A 15,125-nucleotide genomic window follows, 5' to 3' on the forward strand; every position below is an offset into this window, starting at 1 on the left:
TGCTGCACCAGCGGCACGTCCCCGCGGTCCTTGGCCATCAGCGTCAGCGCGGCGGTCATGTTGCCGCCCACGGAGTCGCCTGCGACCGCGAGGCGGGTGGCGTCCAGGTCCTTGGCGGCGCCGGCGGTGACGATCCAGCGGGCGACGGTGTAGTTCTGCTCGATGGCCACGGGATAGCGGGCCTCGGGGGACAGGTCGTACTCGGGGAAGACGACGGCCGCCCGCGCGCCGGTGGCCAGTTCGCGGACCAGGCGGTCGTGGGTGTGGGCGTTGCCGAAGACCCAGCCGGCGCCGTGGATGTAGAGGATGACGGGCAGGGTGCCGGAGGCGCCGGCGGGGCGGACGATCCGGGCGCGGACGCTGCCGGTCGGGCCGCCCTCGACGTTGATCCACTCCTCGTCCACGTCCGGCTTGGCGATGTCACCGGACTGGACCTCGTCGACGGCCTTGCGGCCCTCGGCCGGGTCCAGGTCGAACAGGAACGGCGGCTTCGCGGTCGCCGCCGCGAAATCCGCCGCGGCGGGCTCCAGCACAGGAGCGGTGGGCACGTGCTCGGGCATGGTTCTGTCTCCCCTCGGGCGGTCTCAGTGGAAGCGCTTGACGAACGCCAGCGCGGTCTCGGCGACTTCGCGCCAGCCGCTGTCGATCGTCAGGGCGTGCCCGCGGCCCGCGATCTCGGTGATCTCCGTGACGGCCCGCTCGTTGCGGTGCTGCTTCTTGTACGAGGCGTTGGTGATGGCCCACGGCACGGTGTGGTCCTTCTCGCCGGAGACCAGCAGCAGCGGCCCGCGCTCCGGGTTCTCCGTGTCGACCTTCGTCTCGCTCCACGGGTTGAAGTTGGCGACGGCGGCCTGGAACAGCGGCTCGCCGGGGGCGGGCACGGCGAACGTCTCGTACAGCTCCCGCGCCTCCTCCTCGCTCACCGCGTTGGCGAAGCCGTACCGGAACTGGTCGTAGGTCAGCGGCACCGCGCGATGGAAGTTGGCGGGATTGCCGAGCACCGGGGCCGCGGAGCGCAGTGAGGACACCGGCAGCGGCAGCACGCCCTGGAACGGCGCGGGGTCGATGGCGACCGACGCGGCCGACAGCCCGCGTCCGGCGAGGATCTGGGTGATCAGGCCGCCGAAGGAGTGGCCTATCACGGCCGGCTTGCGGTCCAGCCTGCCGATGAGGTCGGCGAAGTGGTCGACGACCTCGGCGACCCCTTTGCCGGCGAAGACCTCCGGATGGGCGTTGGCCTCCTCCACGGTCTCCGGGTCGTCGGGCCATCCGGGGGTGACCGGGGCGTACCCGGCCTCCTCGAACACCGTGGCCCACCGGTCCCAGCTGCTGGGCAGCAGCCAGAGCCCGTGGACGAAGACGACCGGGGGGCGCCCCGAGGCGTTGGCCTGCTCGATCCGCTCGACGTCGTGTGCAGCAGTCACGGGAACCATTCCTCTTTGCGCGGGGGTTGACGGCCCCACCCTCGCAAACGCCGCCGGACCCAGGGGGTCCGGCGGCGTGGATGTGCATTGTGGGAGCAGATCCCGGCACCGCGGGAGCAGTTCAGCAGTTCTTGTAGTCCGAGCGCGTGCTGTTGTAGGCGCAGGCGCCGGCCTTCGCGCCGCCGGACTTGCGCAGGGTCGCGGTGTCCTTGTCGTTGTTCCACACGTACCAGCCGCGGTTCTGGTAGCGGTCGCTCTTGGTGTCCGTACCCGGTCCGGTGTGGACCTTGACGGTCTTGCCGGCGCCGAGGGAGTAACTGCCGAAGGTGTACTTGTGGTTGGCCGCGTCGGTGAGCGTCCAGCCCTTGAGGCTGACCGCGCGCGAGGTGGAGTTGGTGATCGTCACCCACTCGGCGTTGAGGCTCGCGTCGGAGCCGCGGTCGGTGCCGGGGCTGTCGTAGTAGATCTTGGCGAGGTGGACGGAGCCGGCGGCCTCGGCGGCCGGGGCCGCGAGGGCGAGTGTGGCGGCGGTCGCGGAGATCGCCGTGAGCAGGCAGGTCAGCGTCGTACGGGTGCGCATGGTGCGGGGTCCCCCAAGGTGGTGCGGATAGGGCGGGTCGGGCGGTCAGGTGCGACGGCGGGCGCGTGCGCGGCGCCCTCCGCCGCCGGCCGGCCACGGGTGCGGCTTGCGCCGGGCGGCGACGTCCTCGGCCCAGCCGGTCAGCAGGATGGCCGTGCCGATCAGCGGCCAGGCCACGAGGAACTGGAACCAGGTGGCGTCCAGCGGCAGATGGGCCTCGAAGAACGGCACGTCCCACATGCGGTCGATGAGCGGGACGCTGACAAACAGCGCGACCTCGTGCCACAGGTAGACCGTGACCGCGCGGGCGTTGAGCAGTTTCACCGCGCCGTCCGCCACCGGTACGCGGGTCAGCCGGCGCGGGCGGAAGCGGAGCAGTACGAGGACGAAACCGACCGACCACAGCGCCTGCGCGAGCGGGATCTCGCCGAGGTCGAAGCCTTCGTCGGTGGGGTGGGTGAGCGCGAACCAGCCGCCCGCGGCCAGGCACAGCGCGGCCAGACCCAGCACGGTCCGGGCCCGCATCGCGTCCAGCCGTCCGTCCCGGTGCGCGAAGCCGAGCAGCCAGCAGGCCGCGAAGGTGACCAGGTCGACGGCCGGGGTGAGCGCGGGCTCCGTCAGCGGGAGCCTGTCGTACTGGGCCAGGGCGACCAGCACCCCGCAGGCGGCCAGACACGCCCTGGGTGCGGCGCGGAAGGCCTTCAGCAGCCACGGGGAGAGCAGGACCAGCCAAAGGTAGGTGCGGATGTACCACAGCGGGTCCGTCATCTGCTCGGCCCACGCGATGCGCGGCGGGTCCGCCAGCGGCAGGACCCACAGCAGCATCCGCGGCCAGGAGTGGATGCGCCAGCCGTGCACCAGCATCGCGCCCACGACGACCGCCGCGAAGAGCCAGTACGGCACGAGCAGCCGCCGCGCCCTGCTGCGCAGCACCGAGCCCGCCGGGCGCTTGAGCGAGTGCGCCATGAGCGAGCCGGCGAGCGCGAACATCACGCCGATGGAGGGGAAGGCGTAGGTCAGCCACGCCCAGTTGAAGGTGTGGAAGACCACCACCCGCACCAGGGCCAGCGCCCGGAGCAGGTCCAGATAACGGTCCCGGCCCCCGCCCTCGCCCCCGACCCTGGCGGGCTTGGCGGCTGCGGCGCCGGCCGTCGCGGCGGGTGCGCCGGCCCCCGCCGGGAACCCGCCCGCCCGGTCCCGCTCCGGTGCGTCGACGGTCACGGTCGCGCCGTGCTCCGCCGCGACGCGGGCACGCCGCCGTCCGCCCCCGGGACCGGGGAGCGGTGCGGGCACCGGCGCCGGTCCCGGCGGGCGGACGCCGCGCGGGTCGTGGGCGTGCATGGGGTCCTCCGGGTAGGGGTGGTCGGGCGGACGCGGTATCACCGTTCACTCCCGGCGGCCACGGGCGGCGTGCCGACCTCGCCCGTGCGCCGCAGTTTGTGCCAGCCGAGCCGGCCGCCGTTGACCGCGGTGATGCAGGACTGGAGCAGCACCAGGTACATCAACTGCCGGTACAGGACCTGCTGGAGCGGCAGCGGCCACAGGTCCCGCAGCCGCTCGCCGTCGAGCCGGAACGCGTACGCGGCGCACGCGGCCTGCACACCCAGCACCGCGGCCCACGCGACCGCGGTGCGAAACGGGTCCATGAACACCAGCCCGTACACGGCGAAGACGTCGAGCAGCGGCGCCAGCAGCGGGGTGAGCACCTGGAAGAGCACTACCAGCGGCAGCCCGACCCGGCCGAACCGCCCGGAGTGGCCGCGGTCCAGCACCGCCCCGCGGTGCTTCCACATCGCCTGCATGGTGCCGTAGCTCCAGCGGTAGCGCTGCTCCCACAACTGCCGTACCGAGGACGGCGCCTCGGTCCAGGCGCGGGCCCGCTCGGCGTAGACCACGTGCCAGCCGGCCCGGTGCAGGGCCATGGTGACGTCGGTGTCCTCGGCGAGGGTCTCGTCGCTCATGCCGCCCACGTCGCGCAGCGCGTCGCGCCGGAAGGCCCCGCAGGCGCCGGGGATGGTCGGCATGCAGCGCATCAGGTCGTACATGCGGCGGTCGAGGTTGAAGCCCATCACGTACTCGATGTGCTGCCAGCGCCCGATCATCCGGTTGCGGTTGCCGACCTTGGCGTTGCCGGCGACCGCGCCGACCCGCGGGTCGGCGAAGGGCTGGACGAGCTCGCGGACGGTGGCCGGCTCGAAGACCGTGTCGCCGTCCATCATCACGATCAGGTCGTGCCGGGCGTGCGCGACGCCGTTGTTGAGCGCGGCCGGCTTGCCGCCGTTGGGCTGCCGCACCACCGTGACACCGGGCAGGCCGAGGGCCTCCACGATGTCGGCGGTGCCGTCGCTGGACCCGTCGTCGACGACCACGATCTCGATGGGATGCTCCCCGGCGGCGAGCGAGTTGACCGTGTGGGTGATGCACTCCTTCTCGTTGTACGCCGGCACGATGACGCTCACCGGTTCGGTGACCGCCGGTCCCCAGCGGAAGCCGGGTGCCCGGCGTCGACGGGCGTGCCGGCGGGCCAGCAGCAGCATCGCGGCGAACCGCGCCAGGACCAGCACGCCCACGGCGGCCAGCAGGACGGCGAGCGCCGGTACGGCCGTCTCGGACAGCTCCACGGCGGCCACGAAGATCCGCCCCTGCCACAACTCGGCCCCGCCGACCGGGTGGTTGGTGGAACTGGCCCCGACCGCCGCGCCGACCGTCTCGAAGCGGTAGCCGCGCTCCTTGAGCAGCGGGATCAGCCGGTCCAGCGCGGCCACCGTCTGCGAGCGGTCGCCGCCGGCGTCGTGCATCAGCACGATCGCGCCCTTCCCCGGCTTCTTGGGGAGGGAGCCGTCGACGATCGCCTGGACGCCGGGCCGGCGCCAGTCCTCGGCGTCCTGGTCGATGAAGGCGGTGACGTAGCCCTTGCGGCCGACCTGCTGGACGATCGGCCAGGACAGGTCGTCCAGCGCGTCGGCGGTGGAGGAGTACGGCGGGCGGAACAGCGAACTGTGGATGCCGGCCGCCCCCGCGAGCGCGAGCTGCGTCTGCGACAGCTCGCGGTCGACCCGCCCCGGTGACTGGTACACCAGGTCCGGGTGGGCGAAGGTGTGCACGCCGATCTCGTGCCCCTCGTTCACCATCCGGCGGATCAGGTCCGGGTGGCGGGCGGCGTTGCTGCCGGTGACGAAGAAGGTGGCGTGCACGTTCTGCCGCCGCAGCACGTCGAGCACCTCCGGCGTCCAGACCGGGTCCGGTCCGTCGTCGAAGGTGAGGGCGATGGTGTGGTCCGGCGTGCGGTACGAGCGCGGGCGGTCCCCGGTGGAGTCCACCACGGGACCGCCGTCCAGCACCGCCTCGGGGACCTTGTCCGTGGCCACCGGCGGGTGCACCCGGTGGTCGGCCTCGAAGTCGCCGCGTACGTAGCCGCCGAGCAGCAGCACGCACACGAGGACGACGAGGGCGAGGACGGGTATGACGAGCCGGGGGCGCAGGGGTATCACGAGCCGCCCTGCGGTTGCTGGTCGGTGCCGGTGCCGCTGGCGGGCGGCACCTCGGAGCCGGGCCCGGACGAGCCGGAGGGCTGCGCCGACGACGAGGCCGATGAACTGGCCGACGAACTCGCCGAGGTACTGGGTGTCGGCGAGGAGGCGGGCGGCTTGGTCCCGGTCGCGCGCGGTGTCGGGGACGTGCCGGCCTTGGGGCCGGTGCTACCGGTGGCGTGGCCGCTGGGTGTGGTGCGCGGACTGGGAGAAGCGGTCGCCTTCGGCCGGGCGCTGCCGGACGGGGCCGGACCCGCGCCCGTCCCCGCCCGGAACAGCCCCGCCGTCGCCGGGGGAGCGGCCTGGTCGGCCGGTACGTCGACTTCCCCCGTCCCCGAGGAGCCCGCGTCGTCCGGCGCTGTGCTCGGTACCCCCGGCAGCGGCAGCAGCGTCTTCGGCGCGATCGGCGTCGCGCCGGAGAGGCTGAGTACGAGGGCGGCCGTGTAGAGCGTGCAAGCTGCGCCGACCGCCCAGCCGGCCCTGCGGACCATGCGGGCCCGCCGCCCGCTGGAATCGACGAAGACGGGGCCGGGCAGCGATATGAGCTCGGTCTCGGGATCGTCGATCCCGGTGCCGGCCTCCGGATCGTCCACGGGCGGCGGTTCTGACCATACGTCATGGTGGTGCTTGGAGAGCATGCCGCAACGTAACGCGACGCAAGCGGTCCTATGGGACGTATTTCGCACTTGACCGATTCCGTAGGCGAATTGGTCGTTCTCTGCCAGGCTCAGCCGCGTCCGATATACGGCATCGCCGTCGCCATCACCGTCGCGAACTGCACGTTCGCCTCCGGCGGCAGGGATGCCATGTGCACGACCGTGCGGGCCACGTCGGTCACGTCCATGCGCGGTTCGGGCAGGAGGGCGCCGTTCGCCTGCAGGATTCCGCCCGCCATGCGTTCGGTCATGTCGGTCGCGGCGTTGCCGATGTCGATCTGACCGCACGCGATCCGGTACGGGCGGCCGTCCAGCGACAGGGACCTGGTCAGTCCGGTCACGGCGTGCTTCGTCGCGGTGTACGCGATGCTCAGTGGACGCGGCACGTGCGCGGAGAGCGAGCCGTTGTTGATGATCCGGCCGCCCTGCGGATCCTGCGCCCGCATCGCGGCGAACGCGGCCCGCGCGCAGAGGAAGGCGCCGTGCAGGTTGACGTCCACGACGGCCCGCCAGTCGTCGTACGACAGCTCGTCCGGGGAGACGGCCGGGGCACCCCGGCCCGCGTTGTTGAAGAGCAGGTCCACCCGGCCCCAGCGTGCGGCGGTGGCGTCGAACAGCGCCGCCACCGCCTCCGGCCGGGTGACGTCCGTCGGGATGACGGCGGTCTCCCCGGCCGCCGTCGCCGCGGTCTCCCGCAGTGCCTCCTCGCGCCGTCCCGCCAGCGCCACCGTCCAGCCGGCGGCCGACAGTTCGACGGCCACCGCCCGCCCGATGCCCGAGCCGGCGCCGGTGACGACGGCGATCTTCCTGTCCGCGGTCTCATTACCGTTCATGGCCCCGCAGCGTAGGCGGTGGGACCATGGCGACATGCCGCCCTACGCCGAGCCCCTGTCGCACAAGGAGATCGAGGACCGCCTGGCCGAGCTGCCCGGCTGGTCCCTGACCGACGACGGCGCGACCCTCCAGCGCACCTACCGGCTCCCGCATCTGCCGGGCGCGGTCTTCGTGGTGCACATCGCGCAGATCCAGGACGAGGTCAATCATCACAGCGACCTGACGCTCCGTTACAACGCGGTCGACGTCGCCGTCACCACGCACGCGGCCGGCGGCCGGCTCACCGCCAAGGACTTCGACCTCGCCCGCCGCATCCAGGACATCGCCCCGGCGCACGGGGCCGCGTAGCGGCTCTCCGCCGCGGGAGCGTGGGGCCGGCGCACCGTGCCCTGCGCCGGGGGGCGTCCCGCCAGGCCGGCGGCGGCGCGTGGCCTGCGGCTAGGCGCTGCTGCGTTGCGGGCGGGAGGCTGCCCTTCCCCGGCCGCCGACGGTGATGACGGCTCACCGCACAGGCAGCGCATGCACCCGAGGGAGCGGGCGGTAGATGCCGGCGACGTCCTCTTCGCGGCCGCGTCGTCCGGTCAGCGGCGGCGCGTGGCTCGGCGCGCCGGGACCGGCGGTGACGGGGTCTCGCCCGCGCGCGGGCAGTGGATGACCTCGATCGCCTCGTGCCGGAGCCCGTGCGGCCGCTGGCCCAAGGTGGCGGCCGGGCCGGAGACTTGCGGCGGTCAGGGATCCCGCCCGCGGGAGCGTCGGGAGGCGCGTCGGGGACGTTCGTCCCGCGGTTCCTTCCCGTGCCCCGGCGTCACCGGCGACGTCGGCGACGTCGTCCTTGGGGCGCGACATCAGGCCGAGGGCATCCCGTGGTCAGCGGCAGCCCGTGGCTGGCACGCCGGGACCGGCGGTGACGGGGTCTCGCCCGCGCGCGGGCAGTGGATGAGCTCGATCGCCTCGTGCCGGAGCCCGTGCGGCCGCTGCCCCAAGGTGGCGGCCGGGCGCGAGACTTCCGGCGGTCATGGGCGGCCCGAGGGCGGGCCCCGCGCCGTGGCGTCGCCGCCGGGCGGCGAGGAGAGCATCCACGCCCGCGGGCAGGGCAGCACCTGGTGCAGGACCGGGGACGGCCCCGCGATCCCTTCCCGGGCGCGGCAGCCCGTGGCCGCCGTCCCGCCGAGGTGGCGGGCGGCGGGGGAAGACCTGCCGGACGGGGCCGCTCGGGGGTCCGTCGCTCAGGCCTCGCCGGGGTAGCGGACGCCGATGCGGTCGCGGACCGTGTCGAGGGTGCGCATCACGGCGAGGCTGCCCTCCACCGGCACCAGCGGCGACTCGGTCTCGCCCGCCCGCAGGCAGCGCATGACCTCCATCGCCTCGTACTGCAGGCCGTGCAGGCCTTGCAGCCGCCCGCCCGCCGGGGCGGCCGGCGGGCCGAAGACCTCCGGATCGACGCCTTCGCGGTGCAGCACGAACTGCTCGGGGTAGAAGAAGCCGCGCGGGAACTCGATCCGTCCCGTGGTCCCGGTCACCACCGCCGTACGGGCCGTGTCGGCGGCCAGCGAGCAGCTCAGCACCGCCATCGCGCCGCTGTCGTAACCGAGCACCATGCCCGTGGCGTCGTCCACGCCCTCGGGGGTGAGGTGCCCCCAGGCCTGGACCTCGTCCGGCTCGCCGAGCAGCAGGTGGGCGAAGGACACCGGGTAGACGCCCAGGTCGAGCACGGCGCCGCCGGCCTGGGCCGGGTCGCGCAGCCGGTGGCTCGGCTCGAAGGGCCCGGCCAGGCCGAAGTCCGCGTGGACCGCCCGGATCTCGCCGATCGCCCCGTCGGCCACCAGGGAGGTGAGCCGGCGGATCACCGGGCTGCAGTACATCCACATCGCCTCCATCAGGAAGCGGCCGTGCCCGCGCGCGAGTTCGGCCAGCTCGCGCGCCTCCACCGCGTTGACGGTGAGCGGCTTCTCGCACAGCACCGCCCGTCCGGCCCGCAGGCACAGTCCCGCGGCGACGCGGTGCGCGGAGTGCGGGGTGGCGATGTACACCACGTCCACGTCCTCGTCGTCGGCGAGCGCGGTCCAGCTGCCGTACGCGCGAGGCACGTCGAAGCGGTCGGCGAAGGCGCGCGCCGCCGCGGTGCTGCGCGAGCCGACGGCGACGAGCTCCGCGTCGTCCTTGAGCTCCCGCAGGTCGCTCGCGAACGCCGAAGCGATGCCGCCGGTCGCGAGGATGCCCCACCGGATCCTGCGTCCGGACCCGGCGGAAGAGGCGCCGGCGGAGGTGTCGCCGGAACCACCGATCGAATCACTCACGGAACTGCCCCCACCTGGTCTCATCCACCTTGTGATGGCTGAGAGCATAGAGAACGATTCACCGACCACGGAGATGCAGATGCCGGAAGCCGGCCCGATCCCGCCCGACCAGATATCCACACCGGGGGCGTCAACCCCGGTACGACGCGCCGCAGAGCGCCCAGGAGGCCGTACCGGACTGCTGGTGACTTTCGTGCTCGGCGGCCTCACCGCGCTCCCCGCGCTGTCGATGGACATGTATCTGCCGGCGCTGCCGCAGGTCACGGAGTCGCTGCGGAGCCCGGCCGTCATGGTGCAGCTCACCTTGACCGCGTGCCTGGCCGGACTGGCCCTCGGCCAGATGGTCGTCGGCCCGATGAGCGACCGCTGGGGCCGCCGCCGGCCGCTGCTGGTGGGCATGGTCCTGTACGTGCTGGCGACCGCCGTGTGCGCGTTCGCCCCGAGCGCCGGGCTGCTGATCGCCTTCCGGCTGCTCCAGGGCCTGACCGGCGCCGCGGGCATCGTCATCGCCCGGGCCGTCGTCCGCGACCTGTACGACGGGGTCGCCATGGCCCGCTTCTTCTCCACGCTGATGCTGATCTCCGGGGTGGCCCCGATCGTGGCCCCCCTCATCGGCGGCCAGGTGCTGCGGATCACCGACTGGCGGGGGGTCTTCGTCGTGCTCACCGTGGTCGGCACGCTGCTGGTCCTCCTGGTGTGGCGCTGCCTTCCGGAGACCCTGGACCCGGCCGACCGGCACCGCGGCGGCCTGGGGGAGACCCTGCACACGATGCGCGGGCTGCTCGCCGACCGGCCCTTCACCGGCTACATGCTCACCGCGAGCTTCACCTTCGCCGCCCTGATCGCCTACGTCTCCGCCTCCTCCTTCGTCGTGCAGGAGATCTACGGCGCCTCCGCGCAGACCTACAGCCTGCTCTTCGGCGTCAACTCCGTCGGGCTGGTCGCGCTGGGCCAGGTCAACGGCAAGGTGCTGGTGGGGCGGGTCAGCATGGACAAGGTGGTCGCCGTGGGACTGGTGGTGATCACGCTGGCCGCGGTCGCGCTGCTGGCGATGACCTCCGGCGTGTTCGGGAGGGTCGGGCTGCTGCCGGTGGCCGCGGGCCTGTTCGTGCTGATGTCGGCGATGAGCCTGGTGCTGCCCAACACCAACGCCCTGGCGCTGATGCGCACCCGGCACGCGGCCGGTTCCGCCTCCGCGCTGCTCGGCACGACCTCCTTCCTCGTGGGCGCCGTGGCCTCGCCGCTGGTGGGTGTCGCGGGCGAGGATTCGGCCGTGCCGATGGCGCTGGTGCAGCTGGGCAGCGTGCTGGCCGCGGTGGCCTGTTTCGCCGGGCTGTGCCGCCCCTGGCGGCGTACTGTGGATGCACGGTGATCCCTGCGATCATTGCCGTGCCGAGTCAGGAGGCAGTGATGACCGAGCCGATCGACGAGAGCAAGTGGGCCTGGAAGACCGCGGACAGTTGCCTGCACACCGGGTCCGAACACATGATTGATCCGGAGGACCTGGTCATGGCCTCCGGCCGCGAGCCGACGCCGGCCCGGCTCGAACAGGCCCGCAAGTTGCTGGAGGAGCATGGCCCCGCGGCTGTCGAGAGGTACCTGCCCTGACGCGGAGCTGCGCGCGGACGAGCTGAACCGGCTCGTCGGGGAGATCACCCCCTTTCTGGAACCTTCGCCCGCCTCCGTGCATCCCTGGTGCGCGGGGGCCGTCGTCCTCGCCGGGCGCGGGGCGACCGTTGCCCTGCACGAGGCCGTGGGCTGGGCGGTGCGCTACCGCGGGTACGACGAGCGGGCCGACCGCGGTGCCGAACTGCCCCGCGAGCAGTGGGTGCCGATGCGGCCCGACACGATCTTCGATCTGGCGTCGCTGACCAAGCTGTTCACGGCCGTCGTCGCCGTCCGCCGGCTGGAGCCGGACCGCGAGGTGGCCGCGTACGTGCCCGAGTTCGCCGCCGCGGGCAAGCGGCGCGTCACCGTACGCCAGCTGCTCGACCACACCTCCGGGCTCCGCCCCGAACTGCCCTTCTACGACCAGGCCGACGCGGAGGCCCGGGCCCGCCTGCTGTGGGAGGAGGAGCCGGTCGCCGCGCCGGGCGCCGCGCGCGTCTACTCCGACCTCAACCTCATCGCCCTCCAGCACGCTCTGGAACGCGAGACCGGCGAATCCGTCGACGCCCTGGTGCGCGAGGAGATCACCGGTCCCCTCGGCATGTACGACACCCGCTACAACCCGCCCGCCGGATGGCTGCCCCGCATCGCCGCCACCGAGGACCAGCGCCGCCCCTGGGGCCGGCTGGACCGCGGCATGCTCCGCGGCTCGGTGCACGACGAGAACGCGTACGCCATGGGCGGCGTCGCCGGTCACGCGGGCCTGTTCTCCACCGCCTGGGACCTGGCCCTGCTGTGCCGCTCCCTGCTCGACGCGGGCGGCCCCCACCTCGGCTTCGAGAGGGACCAGCCCTGGTTCATGGGCGCCCTCGCCGGGCGCGGCGCCGTCGGGCACACCGGTTTCACCGGGACCAGCCTGGTGATCGACCCGGCGACCGACTCGTTCCTGGTGCTGCTCGCCAACTCCGTGCACCCCTGCCGCCTTTGGCGCGACGGGAGCGCCCCGCGGGCAGCCGTGGGGACCCGGTTCGCCCGGGCGCTCGGGGTGGCGTGAACGCGGCACCATGTGGCGCCGCCGACCTCCCAAAAGGGGAATATCGTCAGTAAGGGGGCGGTTCGTTTTGTTCGGGGGGTGAGGTCCGCCGCCGGAAGGGGAAAGGATGCGGAACCCCGCCGGAGTCGCCGCCACGGACGCCGACGGCATCGGTGCCGTGGGTCCTGGCCCGGTCCCGGGCCCGGAGCTGATCGACCCCCCACTGCTCCAGGTGACGCGTGAGACCGGCGCCTCCGTCAGCCTGGTCTACCTGCTGAGCCCCGACGACGAGACGCTGCGCCTGGCGACGCTGGTCGGTGGCCCGCAGTCGTTCGCGGGGCTGTGGGCGCGCATCGGGCTGGCCTACAGCACCCCGGTCTCCGACGCGGTGCGCGAGGACCGACTCGTCTGGCTCGGCGGCCCCGAGGAGACCGCCCGGATCTATCCCCGCCTCGCCCTGGTGCTTCCGTACGAGTTCTCGCTGGCCGCCGCCCCGATCACCGCCGACGGCAGGTCCTGGGGCGGGCTCGTGCTCTTCCTGCCCGGCGCCCACGCCCGGCAGCTGTCGCTGCGGGAGCGGAGCGCCCTGCGGGCCGCCTGCCACCGCATCGGCGTGCTGCTGCGGGAGGCCGCCGACCGGGGGTGCCCGCTGCCGTCCGGGCAGGAGCCCAGGATGCTGTCCCCGCTGCGGGCCCGCGTCCACGGGCCCGCCGAGGCGCTGGCGGCGGCCTCCCTCGCCGAGCGGCTGCCGGAGGCGTCCTTCGCGCTGGACCTGGACGGGCGCTTCACCTTCGTCACCCGGGCCGCCGCCCGTCTGCTCGGGGCGGAGATCCCGGTACTCCTGGGGTCCCGGCCCTGGCAGACCCTGCCCTGGCTCGGCGACCCGGTCTTCGAGGACAGCTGCCGCGGCGCGCTGATCAGCCTCCGGCCGGCCTCCCTCACCACGCTGCGGCCGCCCGACCACTGGCTCTCCTTCGAGCTCCACCCGGACCCCTCCGGCATCAGCGCCCGCGTCACCGCGGCCCCCGCCCCCGTGGACGCCGACACCCCGGCCGCGCGGCTGCCCGAGACCGGCGGGCAGGACCGGGCCGTGGCCCTCTACCACCTCCTGCACCTGGCCGCGACGCTCACCGAGGCCGTCGGCGTGCAGGACGTCATCGACCAGGTCATGGACCAGATGCTGGCCGTCTTCGGGGTGCAGGGCGTCTCGCTGCTGACGACGGAGGCGGACCGGCTGCGGATCATCGGCTACCGCGGGTACACCGAGGAGCTGATGGCCGAGCTCGACATGGCCCCGCTGTCCATGGGCAACCCCGCCGTGCGGGTCATGCGGACCGGCGTCCCCGGCTTCTTCGCCACCGTCGCGGAACTCCGCCGGTTCTACCCGGCCGTCGAGGTCCGCGACACCAAGGCCGCCTGGGCGTTCCTGCCGCTGATCGCCTCGGGCCGTGCCGTCGGCACCATGGTGCTCGCCTACGACCGGCCGCACCCCTTCCCGCCGGGGGAACGCAGCGTCCTCACCTCCATCGCCGGCCTGATCGCCCAGGCGCTGGACCGCGCCCGGCTCTACGACGCCGAGCACGACCTCGCCATCACCCTTCAGGCGCGTCTGCTGCCCCGGGCCCTGCCCGAGATCCCCGGCCTGGACGTGGCCGCCCGCTACGTCCCGGCCACCCAGGGCATCGACATCGGCGGCGACTTCTACGACGTCATCAGCCTCGGCGCGCAGATGACCGCCCTCACCATCGGCGACGTCCAGGGCCACAACGTCAACGCCGCCGCCCTCATGGGAGAGGTCCGCACCGCCGTCCGCGCCACCTCCGGGGCCTCCCCCAGCGAGGTCCTGGCCCGCTCCAACCGCCTCCTGGTCGACCTCGACCCCGGCCTGCTCACCAGTTGCGTCTACGTCCACCTCGACCTGGCCCGGCACCGCGCCCACCTGGCCACGGCCGGCCACCCGCCGGTGCTGCTGCGGCACCCCGGCGGCGGCTGCGAGCTGCTGCGAGTGCCGCCGGGACCGCTGCTCGGTGTCGACCGCGACGCGCGCTACCCGACGATCGAGATCCCGCTGCCGCCGGGCACGCTCCTCGTCCTCTACACCGACGGCCTGGTCGAGGCCCGCGGAGTCGACCTCGACGAGGCGACCGCCGCCCTGGCCGGCCACGTCGACCGCGCCGGCGACCTGTCGCTGGAGGAACTCGCCGACGCCCTGGTCGAACAAGCCCGCCGCTCCGCGCCCCGCAGCGACGACATCGCCCTGCTGCTCACCCGCGTGACCTGACATACGGCCCCTGATGTGACCGGACCCTGCCATGATGTGACGTACACGAATGAGGTATTGCGTGGGGGGATACGTGACGCTAACGATGGCCGGGGCGCTGCACGAGCTGCGCACCGCGCAGAAGTCCGCCAAGGGCGTGTCGCTCTACTCGCGGTACGTGAACCGGCCGGCCGGCCGGGTGCTCGCCGCGGGCGCCTACCGGGTGGGTCTGACGCCCAATCAGGTCACCTTGGTGAGCGCGGTGTTCAGCCTGGGCGCGGTGGCCGCGCTCGCCCTGGCCGGCCCGTCCTGGCCGCTGGCCGTGGCGGTCTGGCTGGGCCTGGTCGCCGGCTTCGCCTTCGACTCCGCCGACGGTCAACTGGCCCGCCTGCTGGGCCGGGGCAGCCCGGCGGGGGAGTGGCTGGACCACGTCGTGGACGCGGCGAAGATCACCGCGGTCCACTCCGCCGTGCTCATCTCCTTCCACCGCTTCTTCGACCTGCCCTCCGAGGGCTGGCTGCTGGTGCCCCTGGGCTTCCAGTTCGCCGCCGTGCTGCTCTTCTGCGGTGGCCTGCTGGCGGACAAGCTGAAGCCCAAGGCCCCGCCCGCCGCTGCCGGGACAGCCGCCGCGCCCGGGCCCGCCCCCGCGCCGTCCCGGCTGCGCGCGGTCGCCCTGCTGCCCGTCGACTACGGCGTCTTCTGCCTGCTCTTCCTCACCCTGGGCGCGCCGCGGGTCTTCCTGGCCGCCTACACCGCGCTGTTCGCGGTGTACGCGCTCTACCTGGCCGCCTTCCTGGTGAAGTGGTTCCGCGAGCTGCGCTGAGGGGCCCGCCGCCGTAAATGGCCGCCGCACCCGGTCCGGGCTCCGCTACCATCCGGGCATGATCGCGACCGCGCCGTACC

13 protein-coding genes and 1 pseudogene are annotated in these 15,125 nt (G+C 73.5%); 6 read left to right on the plus strand and 8 right to left on the minus strand.

Going from position 1 to position 15,125, the window contains the following annotated elements:
• From ACFWVC_RS30500 to ACFWVC_RS30530, 7 genes are all read right to left on the minus strand, one after another.
• Positions 1-560: alpha/beta hydrolase (locus ACFWVC_RS30500; protein ID WP_384294495.1), on the minus strand; the 560-nt coding region annotated here is incomplete at its 3' end.
• A gap of 24 nt (positions 561-584) precedes the next feature.
• Positions 585-1,433 carry an alpha/beta hydrolase gene (locus ACFWVC_RS30505; RefSeq protein ID WP_384294501.1) on the minus strand — a complete coding sequence of 283 codons (849 nt, stop codon included), beginning with the start codon at positions 1,431-1,433 and terminating at the stop codon, positions 585-587.
• Between the two features lie 112 nt (positions 1,434-1,545).
• Positions 1,546-2,004 (minus strand): lamin tail domain-containing protein, encoded by a 459-nt coding sequence (locus ACFWVC_RS30510; RefSeq protein WP_384294504.1) that lies wholly within the window; start codon positions 2,002-2,004, stop codon positions 1,546-1,548.
• Positions 2,005-2,049: 45 nt separating this feature from the next.
• Complete coding sequence (locus ACFWVC_RS30515) at positions 2,050-3,387, minus strand: acyltransferase (protein ID WP_384294508.1); 1,338 nt, start codon at positions 3,385-3,387, stop codon at positions 2,050-2,052.
• Complete coding sequence (locus ACFWVC_RS30520; protein ID WP_384294512.1) at positions 3,384-5,495, minus strand: bifunctional polysaccharide deacetylase/glycosyltransferase family 2 protein; 2,112 nt, start codon at positions 5,493-5,495, stop codon at positions 3,384-3,386. Before ACFWVC_RS30520 ends, ACFWVC_RS30515 begins: the two co-directional genes overlap by 4 nt.
• Positions 5,492-6,172, minus strand: a complete 681-nt coding sequence (locus ACFWVC_RS30525) for a hypothetical protein (RefSeq protein ID WP_384294515.1) — start codon at positions 6,170-6,172, stop codon at positions 5,492-5,494. The genes ACFWVC_RS30520 and ACFWVC_RS30525 overlap by 4 nt, the downstream gene beginning before the upstream one ends.
• Positions 6,173-6,261: 89 nt before the next feature.
• Positions 6,262-7,023: an SDR family oxidoreductase gene (locus tag ACFWVC_RS30530; protein WP_384294519.1), complete on the minus strand. Its 762-nt coding sequence runs from the start codon at positions 7,021-7,023 to the stop codon at positions 6,262-6,264.
• Positions 7,024-7,057: 34 nt separating this feature from the next.
• Between ACFWVC_RS30530 and ACFWVC_RS30535 the strand changes: the two genes are divergently transcribed.
• The gene (locus ACFWVC_RS30535; protein WP_384294523.1) at positions 7,058-7,372 is read left to right on the plus strand and encodes a 4a-hydroxytetrahydrobiopterin dehydratase; all 315 of its coding nucleotides are present in this window, start codon (positions 7,058-7,060) and stop codon (positions 7,370-7,372) included.
• A gap of 878 nt (positions 7,373-8,250) precedes the next feature.
• Here ACFWVC_RS30535 and ACFWVC_RS30540 read toward each other — a convergent pair.
• Entirely contained in the window at positions 8,251-9,252 is a 1,002-nt protein-coding gene (locus ACFWVC_RS30540; protein ID WP_384294663.1) for a Gfo/Idh/MocA family protein, read from the minus strand.
• A 142-nt stretch (positions 9,253-9,394) separates the two neighbouring features.
• On the opposite strand from ACFWVC_RS30540, the gene ACFWVC_RS30545 reads away from it, so the two are divergent.
• The 5 genes and pseudogenes from ACFWVC_RS30545 to ACFWVC_RS30565 all read left to right on the plus strand — a co-directional run bounded on the left by ACFWVC_RS30545 (position 9,395) and on the right by ACFWVC_RS30565 (position 15,045).
• A complete protein-coding gene (locus ACFWVC_RS30545) occupies positions 9,395-10,693 on the plus strand; it encodes a multidrug effflux MFS transporter (protein WP_384294666.1) in 1,299 nt (432 codons plus the stop codon).
• Between the two features lie 38 nt (positions 10,694-10,731).
• Positions 10,732-10,929, plus strand: coding sequence for a hypothetical protein (locus tag ACFWVC_RS30550; RefSeq protein WP_319662505.1), 198 nt, complete (start codon positions 10,732-10,734; stop codon positions 10,927-10,929).
• Positions 10,895-11,977 (plus strand): annotated as a pseudogene (locus ACFWVC_RS30555) (serine hydrolase domain-containing protein); the annotation flags it as partial. The gene ACFWVC_RS30550 and the pseudogene ACFWVC_RS30555, both read left to right, overlap by 35 nt.
• A 112-nt stretch (positions 11,978-12,089) precedes the next feature.
• Entirely contained in the window at positions 12,090-14,243 is a 2,154-nt protein-coding gene (locus tag ACFWVC_RS30560; RefSeq protein ID WP_384294530.1) for a SpoIIE family protein phosphatase, read from the plus strand.
• Positions 14,244-14,328: 85 nt separating this feature from the next.
• Positions 14,329-15,045 (plus strand): CDP-alcohol phosphatidyltransferase family protein, encoded by a 717-nt coding sequence (locus ACFWVC_RS30565; protein ID WP_384294672.1) that lies wholly within the window; start codon positions 14,329-14,331, stop codon positions 15,043-15,045.
• Positions 15,046-15,125: the final 80 nt, after the last annotated feature.

The sequence above is a fragment of the Streptomyces sp. NPDC058691 genome, from assembly GCF_042714775.1.
In the GTDB taxonomy this organism is placed as follows: domain Bacteria; phylum Actinomycetota; class Actinomycetes; order Streptomycetales; family Streptomycetaceae; genus Actinacidiphila.

Bases quoted from the DNA above. Each gene is read 5' to 3' on its own strand.
- ACFWVC_RS30505 (WP_384294501.1), bottom strand. From the start codon at position 1,433: ATGGTTCCCGTGACTGCTGCACACGACGTCGAGCGGATCGAGCAGGCC.
- ACFWVC_RS30565 (WP_384294672.1), top strand. From the start codon at position 14,329: ATGGCCGGGGCGCTGCACGAGCTGCGCACCGCGCAGAAGTCCGCCAAG.
- ACFWVC_RS30550 (WP_319662505.1), top strand. From the start codon at position 10,732: ATGACCGAGCCGATCGACGAGAGCAAGTGGGCCTGGAAGACCGCGGAC.
- ACFWVC_RS30545 (WP_384294666.1), top strand. From the start codon at position 9,395: ATGCAGATGCCGGAAGCCGGCCCGATCCCGCCCGACCAGATATCCACA.
- ACFWVC_RS30510 (WP_384294504.1), bottom strand. From the start codon at position 2,004: ATGCGCACCCGTACGACGCTGACCTGCCTGCTCACGGCGATCTCCGCG.
- ACFWVC_RS30560 (WP_384294530.1), top strand. From the start codon at position 12,090: ATGCGGAACCCCGCCGGAGTCGCCGCCACGGACGCCGACGGCATCGGT.
- ACFWVC_RS30535 (WP_384294523.1), top strand. From the start codon at position 7,058: ATGCCGCCCTACGCCGAGCCCCTGTCGCACAAGGAGATCGAGGACCGC.
- ACFWVC_RS30530 (WP_384294519.1), bottom strand. From the start codon at position 7,023: ATGAACGGTAATGAGACCGCGGACAGGAAGATCGCCGTCGTCACCGGC.
- ACFWVC_RS30525 (WP_384294515.1), bottom strand. From the start codon at position 6,172: ATGCTCTCCAAGCACCACCATGACGTATGGTCAGAACCGCCGCCCGTG.